At 39.6% G+C, this 10,337-nt stretch carries 6 protein-coding genes and 1 riboswitch; of the genes, 3 read left to right on the forward strand and 3 right to left on the reverse strand.

Annotation, left to right across the window (positions count from 1 at the left end; all coding sequences use genetic code 11):
- Positions 1 to 5: 5 nt before the first annotated feature.
- Together AC13EX_RS04420 and AC13EX_RS04425 are read left to right on the forward strand one after the other, a co-directional pair.
- Positions 6 to 2,321, forward strand: coding sequence for a discoidin domain-containing protein (locus tag AC13EX_RS04420; RefSeq protein WP_482891713.1), 2,316 nt, complete (start codon positions 6 to 8; stop codon positions 2,319 to 2,321).
- Positions 2,322 to 2,829: 508 nt separating this feature from the next.
- Positions 2,830 to 4,062, forward strand: coding sequence for an alginate lyase family protein (locus tag AC13EX_RS04425; protein ID WP_482891714.1), 1,233 nt, complete (start codon positions 2,830 to 2,832; stop codon positions 4,060 to 4,062).
- A 159-nt stretch (positions 4,063 to 4,221) separates the two neighbouring features.
- Here the strand turns inward: AC13EX_RS04425 and AC13EX_RS04430 are convergent, their stop codons facing one another.
- The 3 genes from AC13EX_RS04430 to AC13EX_RS04440 are packed head-to-tail and all read right to left on the reverse strand — an operon-like array spanning position 4,222 to position 8,998.
- A complete protein-coding gene (locus AC13EX_RS04430) occupies positions 4,222 to 5,769 on the reverse strand; it encodes a hypothetical protein (protein WP_482891715.1) in 1,548 nt (515 codons plus the stop codon).
- A 22-nt stretch (positions 5,770 to 5,791) separates the two neighbouring features.
- Positions 5,792 to 6,946: a DUF5074 domain-containing protein gene (locus AC13EX_RS04435; RefSeq protein WP_482891716.1), complete on the reverse strand. Its 1,155-nt coding sequence runs from the start codon at positions 6,944 to 6,946 to the stop codon at positions 5,792 to 5,794.
- Positions 6,947 to 6,949: 3 nt separating this feature from the next.
- A complete protein-coding gene (locus tag AC13EX_RS04440) occupies positions 6,950 to 8,998 on the reverse strand; it encodes a TonB-dependent receptor (RefSeq protein ID WP_482891717.1) in 2,049 nt (682 codons plus the stop codon).
- Between the two features lie 107 nt (positions 8,999 to 9,105).
- Positions 9,106 to 9,307, reverse strand: a riboswitch (cobalamin riboswitch).
- A gap of 434 nt (positions 9,308 to 9,741) precedes the next feature.
- Between AC13EX_RS04440 and AC13EX_RS04445 the strand changes: the two genes are divergently transcribed.
- Positions 9,742 to 10,260: a hypothetical protein gene (locus tag AC13EX_RS04445; protein ID WP_482891718.1), complete on the forward strand. Its 519-nt coding sequence runs from the start codon at positions 9,742 to 9,744 to the stop codon at positions 10,258 to 10,260.
- Positions 10,261 to 10,337: the final 77 nt, after the last annotated feature.

The following is a 10,337-nucleotide window of genomic DNA, read 5'->3' on the forward strand; positions in this document are numbered from 1 at the left end:
ATTTTATGAGTAAATTTGGAATTTTATCCCCAAAATATTGGGGAATTGTAGCACTCTTATTGCTTGGGATTTCACCAGTGCTTGCCCAAAAAAACTTGTCCTTTTCGGCCACTGCAAGTAGCAGTTCATCGCAGGAAAATCATGCTGAAAAATTGTCCATTGATGGAGACCTTCAGACTCATTGGAGCAGCTTGTCTGAGGATAAAAATGCCTGGTTGGTTTTGCGTTTTCCGGGAGCTACGGAAGTTATAAAAGTGGAAATAAATTTCGCTCCAACCGCTGTTCCCAATGAGACAATATACCTGCAATATTTACTAAATGGAGATTGGAAAACTTTCCATAAGGTGGAAAATAATAGGGCAAAAAAAATAGAAATTCAACTGAAAAAACCTCAGCTAATTGACCGAGTTCGGCTGGCTGCTCAGGATCAAAAAGCGATGGAAATAAGTGAAGTGCTTTTGCTTGGCCAACAATATTCGGATGAAAGTGGCTTGGAAAACAAACCCATTCTTGTCAATCAAAGTGGTTACAATCTATACCGAAGCAAACGTTTTACTGCTCCCGGAATTTCTGATGAAACCCCTTTTTCTATTGTAAATGTCAAAACTGGAAAGGCCCAATTCTCAGGAAAAGTTAAAGGAGAGAAAGGAGATTTTTCAGCTTTCAACCCGCTAACTGAAGATGAGTTTTTGGTCCGAGTTAAGGAACTCGAATCCTTTCCATTTAGGATCGGACCTAATTGGATGGAGAGAGTTACCTATCGAAACATGATCGATTTTATGTTGGGCGCGAGGCATTATACAGGTACGGTTAAAGATATTCGGCGCATCAGTTTTGCCTGGAGGGATGGGGATTTTTTCAATTGGTCCATGCAAAGTTTAGTGGCCATGTACCTGAGCAATCCGGAAGCATACGAGCGCATGGAAAGAAAAGGACAATATGTTTCCAACGAGAGCTTTGCTGACAATTACAAAGGACTTTGGGGAAAGTTGGAACCTTTTGCACCGGAAACACCAGATATCATCCAGCTCATCCATTGGGATGCAGATGTGAAAATTAGCCAAAAACTGGATCATGAAATGCAAAAGGCAGAGTTAGCACATTTCTTATATGCCTGGCCTTATTTAAAGCAATGGCTACCGCAACAAAACTTCGATATTGTTTACCAATATGTGAAAGACAATTGGGAAAAAGAGACTGTTTCTGAGCACTCCCTTTCACAGTACAATTTAAGTAAGGAGCACGATTTACTTTCCTTGAAGACCCAATTGGGAACGACAAAAGGGGAGATGCCTCCAGGGTTTTCTGTCATTCCAAATTTGATGCTGTATGAAGTCGCCTTACGGGAAGGTGATGCAGCTGCTGAGAAATTCTTTGTGGCCGCTTATAGACAGTTGGATTGGATGATTAATAATTTGGATTGGTCAGATCCCCTGACCACCAAAGGGCAAAGGATGTCCGAGCACATGACCATGCGGGCCTTTGCTTATTTTTACCAGCAATTTCCAGAAAGGGCACCTGAAGGTATTACTGAAAAAGTCAAGGAATGGGCACAGTTGATGTTGGACCGTTCAGACAATCTATGGGATTTCAGAAAATACAGTGTCGAAGAATGGACGCCTCCCGGCTGGAATGAAACCGGAAATATTTTAGGATTCCCTGCAGCAGTTTTTGCAGCAAATGGAATTTTGGAGGATAAGACTTTAATTAATGATTTGGAAATGTTGGCTTGGTCTCATTTTGAGAATTCCTTTGGACGCAATCCAACAGGTAGACAGTTTTCTTACAAAGGGCCTGAAGAAGTAGAGGGCGTAGACCTGGGCTGGTACAGCAGGCATAGAGGAGGGATAGGTTTATTGGATGAGGTCCAGTTTGTATTTGATGGCTCTCCAAAATCTTTCCACTATCCCAATTTCCCCGAGGCAGGGGATTTGGGTTGGACAGAAGGCTGGGTACAGTTCAATACTGCATTTAATTTGAGTATGGCCTATATGGCCAATTACTACACGGATATTGCACTGGAGAAAAAAGGTAAAGGAAAATACATTGTTGCCCTCACTGCCCCACTTAATTTTGATTATAAGACCATAGAAAGCGTTTCGCTCAAAATTTCCAATCAATCTGGAGACAGCATGATGGTCCAACTAAAGGAAGATCAACCATTAGGGGTAAAATTAATAGGCGGAATTGAATTTACTGGAGATGCCATTCTTTTCGAAAACCAGAAGCTACCGTTTGGAAAGGAAGATACCCTTACCCTTAGTTATGGTTATGGGTTTTTTCAGCGGAGCCTGGTTTTGTCGGTTGCAGATTTTAACTAAATCCGAGATAATACATAGCGCTTTCCATACCCTTTGGACAGATTCGGTAATGAAATTGGGCCAGGTTCTACCAGCCGAATTTCATTATTTCAGCTAATTCTGTGAAGCTTAACATTGCTTTTAACCCGGATTATGTAATAGGCTTTCTCCGTCCTGACAATTGTCAGGGGTGAAGCCTGTCCCGTGTTTACGGGAAGTGTTGCAATCGCAAGACAATCGGTCGTGTTTGGAGATTTTAGCATAGCACCGCTATGGTGTTGAAAACAGCAACGAAGTGGCTGATTTTGAAGCGATTTCAGCATGTAATAGAATGTCTATTGCATATTTCGGGTTTAAGTAGCTTTTGAGAGTGTAATTTTTGTATTCAGGGGAGAAGGTCCTGGTAAAAACGATGAAAGCAGTATGATTTTGGCGGTATTGTTGTATTTTTTCTTCAACAATGCTGACAAAATCTCTCCCATTCTGATTAGTTTTAAAACTTTAAACAATAAAACCCGAAATCTCCAAAATGAGCTTTAACCTAAAAATTCGAATTGCCCTTAATGTTTTCCTTTTTATTGGCTTGATCTCCCCAAGCTTACTTTGGGCACAGCAGGATGGCTTTATTCTTTTGGAAGGTACTGTAAAGGAAAAAGCCAGAGAGAATATAGATACTAATTCTCCTCAAAAAACACCTGAATTAAAGGCATTGATTATGGCAGCTGAGGAGGCCTTAAGTAGCGGTCCATTTTCAGTCATACATAAAAAGCAATTGCCTCCAAGTGGAGATATCCATGATTACACCAGTATGGGGCCTTATTGGTGGCCTGATCCCGAAAAAGAGGATGGACTACCCTATATCAGGAGAGATGGAGAAATTAATCCTGAGTACTTTGATTATAAGGATAAAGAGGAGATGGGTAAATTACTCAATTCCTTAAAAGTGTTAAGTCAGGCATTTTATTTTACTGGCAATGAAAAATATGCTGCTCAAGCTATCCATTTAGCGAATGCTTGGTTTTTAGATCCCGATACCAAAATGAATCCCAACCTAAATTTTGCCCAGCGGATTCCCGGAAGAACGGAAGGAAGGGGAATAGGTATTATTGATACCAGAAAGATGGCAGAATTACCGGATCAATTTAGGATGCTCTCAAGTTCCACCCATTGGAATACCTCATTTGAGGAAGGTATGAAATTTTGGCTGACGAAATATGTATCATGGCTTGTAAATAGCAAACACGGTAAGGATGAAGCCGTACATGGCAATAACCATACAACTTGGTATTTTGCTCAAATTATTCCCTTGACTTTGTATTTGGGACAGACAGATAGAGCAGATAGTTTGGCAAAAGCTGGGCTTCCTTTGATAATGGAAGAAATGATTGAGAAGGATGGAAGCCAACCTGCAGAGTTGGCAAGAACTCGTTCCTGGGATTATAGTAGCATGAACCTGTTGGCGATTATGTATTATGCCATGGCATGTGAAAAAGTAGGTATAGATCTCTGGAATAGGGAGAGTGAAAAAGGAGGAAGCATACAGAAGGCTTTGGACTTTTTAAATGCCTATACAGGCAAAAAGCTAGAATGGCCCTATGAGCAAATAAAAGAAAGGGATTTGTCGAGAATAAAGGAGCAGCTTAATATTGCTGCTTACAAGTACCTAGACAAAAGTTATAAAAAAGACGCTGATCAAATGATTAGCCTGAACCCTGAGTTTAGCTATTGGGATCTGGTAAGTTTTAAGCAGATTCGGAAATAGGAAATTTGAATGGAGATTGGTTAATTCTATTCCATCGGATTTCCATTGCTATAACTTGACTAACAATACTTATATCGGGGTCTGATCCCCATTTAATTTAGCTCAAAAAAAAGGAGGTTGCCCCAAAATCGAGACAACCTCCTTGATAATTGATCATTATTACAAATTAAGGTCGGTGATGCCTGAGACTTCAGTTGACACTTCACCAAGCCATCCTCCTGCGGCAAGTGTTCCGTTATAAACTTTTATAAAATCTACCCCGTGGAGCTTAACAGCATTGCCTTCACTGTCATGTGCCCAGCTGATGTCAATTTGAGCAGCTTCATTGTTATTAGACTGATTGTCTGCATAACCCCAATCAAAAGAAGGGTTTGTCCAGAATGTTCCTGTGCCTGATTGGTCAAAGATTTTTGTTGGAAGTAGGGTTCCTGTGAAAGAAATACTATCCGCTTCCCATCCTGGAAAATAGCTTTGACTATTAAATGAATTCTTTGGTACAAATCCTGATTGTCCCTGATTGTCCTTCCATGAGATGTAGTTTTGTTCATTTGGATTGGTTGGCTCCGATTCAGGTCGGTAGTAAGTGACTTCGTAGTTTTTGATCGCTTCAGGGTTGCTGTGTTCCGAACCATAGATCTCATACCATTCGTCATCTGGTAGCCCATTTCTGTTCACATCCTCAGACACCATGATGATGCCCGGTTCCGCCCAACTGCTATAGGCATTGCCTTTTACCAAAAAGTCATTGCCTTCACCATTGACGATCGTATGGTCAAAGCCCATAGTAACATAACCTCCAAAACTTCCCAAGCTGATCAATGAGTTGTGAGTTAGGGCCTTTTCGGCAGTTTTCAATACGCTATCCGCAGGTATGCCTTCTGACCAAATAGGAAGCTTGTTGATTTGCTGACCAGGGGCTGGCTTAAATTCAAATAACCTTGTTAGGTTATTCGTGTACACTGCATCATTAATGGTAATGGTAACTTGTTCAGTTCTTACGCCAAATTCATTTTTGGCCTTGAGCTGTAATAGATGTTCTCCAGCTTTTGCAAAAACATAAGTAAGGTCTTTCGTATTTGCTAGTACCTTGCCGTCGTAAAGCCACTCATAACTGGCATCTGCATCGAGTTTTACCACCGCTTCTACCTTAAACCAGCTCATTTTGTCAAATACGAATCCTCCCTCAGGAAAATTGAATGAGATCACTGGTGCTGAAGCATCAAAATTGATCGTTCTGCCATCAGCGAAAACAAAAGACAATTGTCCCGAAATTTGAGCTAAAGCAATAATATTTGATCCTTCCTTTGCTAGCTGATTTTGAGCTGAAATTCCCAGATCTACATCATCAATAACCCAGTTACCACCTTCTCCAATGCCTATTTCTGGCATGCTATCAGGATATTCTCCGGCTGCTTTCCCAGAGTCTTGGTTGTCAATCCACCAATTTCCATTATCGCCGATTTCAATGAATGAAGGCGAATCATTGACACTCATAATAGTTCCATCACTTAATTCTATGCTGTAGGAACCACTATTGTCTTCGTAATTTTTAATGTACAATCGATTATTAAGGGCATCCAATAAACTCTCATATTGAGCCATTTGTTCTTTAAGGCTGTCAACATCTTTTCGTAAATCCTCAAGATCATCTTTTAGACAGGATGTTAATAGGGTGATAAATAGGAGGCCTGGTAATAGTTTTTTCATCTGTTTAGATTTTAGTTAATAGTTAGTATTTATTTGGGTTTTTGAATACAAATGCGATTTGGGCTGGAATGTCACCAGTTACTTGTTCGAAAAGCAGTGAATCAGCTTTGAGGTTGTAGCCATATAGCTTGCCGGGAGATACATAGTCTCCGGCATCTGTGATGTAAATGTTTCCAGAGTATGGATCTACTGCCAGACCATAAGGCATTTTGATCTTGTCTACTAATTCTTGGGAAATAAAGGGCTGGGAGAGGAGTTCCCTGGTTTGAGTGTTGATCATCGCATAGTCAACCTTAAAATCTCCCAAAGAATAGTCAAATGCTGAACCGATCACATAAGCAGTATCTCCACTGATAGTAAGGTTGGAACAAGGGATGTCAAACTTGTCAATTACTTGGTCTAATTGGGTGTCTATGACAAATAGGTTGGAAGGGGTATTGTAATAATCACCCCTTGAGCTGACATAAATATTCCCTTTTCCATCTGCCTTCACTCGGTGCAGGTTAATGCCAACTTCTATTCTTTTGATGACCTTATATGAATCCAGATCAATGACTGAAATGGTGCTTTCATACTGGGGAGGACTATAGCCTCCAGAATTAGCAATGTATAGTTTACCATTGGAAACAGCCATTTCCTCAGGTTGCCTACCGACCTCTATTTTACTAATTAAATCAAAATTGATTGAGTCATATATGGCTATGAATCCGTTTGGCTTATCATTTCCCAAGGAAACCTCCCCATCATAGGCACTCACATAGACAAATCCCCCATCAAAAGTTACATAGCGGCAATTCTTCACTTCTAAAACGGCTATACGTTCTGTAGTCTCAGCATCCATCACTTCCACTTTATTGGAGGCATTGATTACAGCATAAAGTTTGGATCCATATAGGCCTAAATCATTACCTACATCTCCTAAGCCAAGGGTTGAGCTTGGGTTTGCTGTGCCATATAGATTCCTGGTATATAGCCCTGTTTGGTAATCGTAATAATCCAATGAAGCCTTGTTCATATTCATATTTCCTTCGTTAAGCAGATAAAATCCGGCAATATAGGAGGCTTCTTGCTCAGGTAGCTTGTCCTCGTCAGGTAAGGGAATGAAATCATCTTCCCTACAACTCGATAGAGTAGATAGAATAAGTAGGAATAAGAGGTAGTAAAATGCGTATTTCATAATTTAATAGGAGATATTGAATTTTAGTCGATAGTTTCTTCCGGGCATTGGAAAGTTTAAAACCACATCGTAATACTGGTTAAACAGGTTGTTTGTCTCCAAACCCATAGCGTATTGATACTTGCCAAAACGATTTTTATAGGTTAATCCCAGGTCGCTGGTGTACCAGGGTTGGACATAGTTGACAGGTAAATTTGCTTTTTGGCTATAGCGTTCACCGGTATAGATGAAGCTGAAATTGGCTTGCCAGTTCTGATAGCTGGCTGATGAGGTAATTGTTCCACTATGAACTGGCGTATTAGGGATCTGGTCTCCATACACTGTGCTGGAGGACGTAATATCTATTGCCTTCTGGAAGGTGTAACCCATTCCTATTTCGAGTGATACGTTTGCTATTTCTTTAATGCCACGTAGTTTGGTTTCAAGTCCTTTAACTTCTACCTCACCCAAGTTCATCATTGTCCACCGAAAGAGATTGGCAGATGGCATGGCCACAATTTTGTCTTTAACTTGGTTGTAATACCCGTCTACTTGAATGGTAAAAGCTTCTAAAATATGGTTGGGTTTGGCCCGCCAGGTGGCTCCTATATTGTATTGGGTTGTGAATTCTGGTCGTAAAAAGGTGTTTCCTACGAAAGTGTAATAGAGGTCATTGAAGGTAGGCATCCGAAAAGACTCCTTGTAAAAGGCCCTAATGCGGAAATTCTCATTTAAGGTAAAAGGCTGATAGGAAACTGATATTACAGGGTTGAAAACTTGTTGGTCGCTTCCTTTTTGGTAAAACTTTACTTGATCATTTACATAAGCAGCTAAAAGGTTTGCTTGTATTTCTAATCTGTCTCGATGAATGGCGCTGGATAGGGCGAAGTAATAAGAAGATCTGCTAGGATAAGTGAATCGGTATAGGTTGGCATCCAGAGTATTGAAGGAATAGTCTGCCGCGAGGGATACATCCCACCAAGCGTTTAGCATGTATTGATTGACTACAGAGGTGTAGAATTCCTTTTGATAATATCGATTGTCCAGAGCTCCTTCAATCGTTTGATAATTAGGGTCTATGTAGCGATTGTAATCACTGCTGTACTTCATATTGACCATCAGTTCATGTTTGTCAAAAAATGACGTGTGCAACATGCCCTGGACAAAGAAATTTTTGTCCCAAAGACGCTGATAATGACTGAATATATTGGCCACAACAGCTCCAGGAAGTCCCCGCTCTGATTCGAAATAATAGCCTTTCAGAGATGCTTTACCTCCTGATTTGAAAGCCTGATGTAAAGTGATTTCAGCCCTGAAGGATTCAATATCACCGTTTAGTCGGGTAGCAGTGGTGTCGTAGCCATTCTCTTTTCGGTACCGGTATTTATATTTCCCATTGGCGGTAATGTATTCTGTATTGAAAGCCAGAGAAAGCCCTTCATTAATCCGGCGCTGATAAAGCAGGGATGGGTTGATCAAGCCAAAGGATCCTGTTTTGAATGAGATTTTAGCATGCTCTTGTTCTTCCTTTTCTAACACTGGGATTTTGCTCTGCATGAAGAGCGTGTTGGAGGCAAAGAAACCTAGAGCAGGCTGGAATATATTTGACTTTTGACCATTGAAAAGCTCCAAAGCCTCAATATTGTCCAAGGAGAATTTACCCAGATCTACCTGCCCATTTTGAGCATTTTTGATGACTACTCCATCGTAGAAAACACTGGTGTGGGCACTACCCATGCTTCGGACGTTGATGGTTTTCAGTCCGCCAATTCCTCCATAATCCTTTAACTGAACTCCTGAGAAATACCTGATGGCATCAGCTACGGAAAAACTATTTAATTCCTCTAGGTCCTTACCTCTAATTGCCTGTACGGGCATTGGAGAGTGCAAACGGGATTGGTATTTTTCAGATTGGACAGTTACTCCCTCAATATCGTAAACCACGGTTGTGTCCCTTGGCTGCGGATAATTTTGGCCATACTTCTCCTGTGCTTGGCATAGGCAAGCAAAAAAGAGTAAAGCGCACAAAAGAAGAATCGCCTCCTGCTTAGGAAGCCACTTGTAAATGATCATTAAAACTATTTGTCTAAAGGCAAATAGCTTTCAACGAAACCAACTGAAATCAAAATCTTGCGTTGCAAGACGAATTTTGTTTTCAAGCTTCAATCCCCGAAAGCTTTCAATTAAATATCGTATTGGCAAGTATTCTGACTTACTCACTATTTTCCGACCTTCCCCTCTGATTATACAGAAAGTGATCATTAAAATTTGGAAATAGCTTAATGAGATTACAGCTGCGGGACAGTTCCGGATTCACACCGGATTCCAATTTAATTTCTCTAGGACAATATCCATGAGGAAACCATTACGGCGGCGAAGATAGTATTCTATTTTCGATAAAAAAATTTCTTTTTAGACTAAAAAAGCTACTATTGATACAGGTCCTTAGTTAATGGTTCAATTATACAGTCGGGTAAGGTATGAAGTAGGTTTGCTGGGAGGCTTTTAAGTTTCCCTGCAATGAACCTCTTTTTTTAAGCAATTTGTACTTTGTACTAATGCTTTGTGTTAATTGTTAGACCTTTTAAATGGGGGTTTGGATTATTTTTCATAGCTTATAGGCTAAAAATTCACGAAAGGCGTTATTATAAGGTGAAAAAGTAACTTTAACAGGCTTCTTAGTTCTACATTTTAGGTATAAATGTAGGATTGAAAACCTAGTTAGGGGTATAGGTCTGAGATGCTTTAGTCTAGAGAATTAGTTTGTTTTAATGAGAAATTGATAACGTTTATTGTATTGATTAGAATGTTTTTATATGCCTATACTTGATTTTAAGACAATTTTTTTTAGTTATATTATAGTTAATATAGTTAATATAATATTAATTGTTTCTTTATATTTTCAGGTAAAAAAACGGTTTCCTGGTATTTCTTTAGTATTGCTTAGTTTTTCAATGCTTACAATTGGAAATATTTCAATATTCTTGCGAGGTAATATTCCTGATTGGCTATCTATACCTGTGGCCAATACCTTAATCGTTTCTTCTACTGTTGTGTTATTAATTGGATTAGAGAAATTTGTTAAGTTAAAAGGACCCCAAATTCAAAATTATTTATTGATACTTGTTTTTTTTCTTGGACACATTTATTTCGCTTTTTTTTATCCCGATTTATACATTAGAAAAATAAATTTTGCATTGGCTTTTGTGCTAATAAGTTTTCAAGTAGCTTATTTAATGTTAATAAGGACTCCGGTAGCTATGCGAGGGGTTACCAATGCTATTAAGTTAAGCCTTTTAGCTTACTATTTGGGTTTCAAAATTGAATGTTTTTGATTTTCTGGCTCGGTTGCCTGTCGGTTTACCAGTTTAGGGGCATACCTTTCCCTTCACTTGGAACAGGTACCTAATTT

The organism is Cyclobacterium sp. L-R (genome assembly GCF_056859355.1).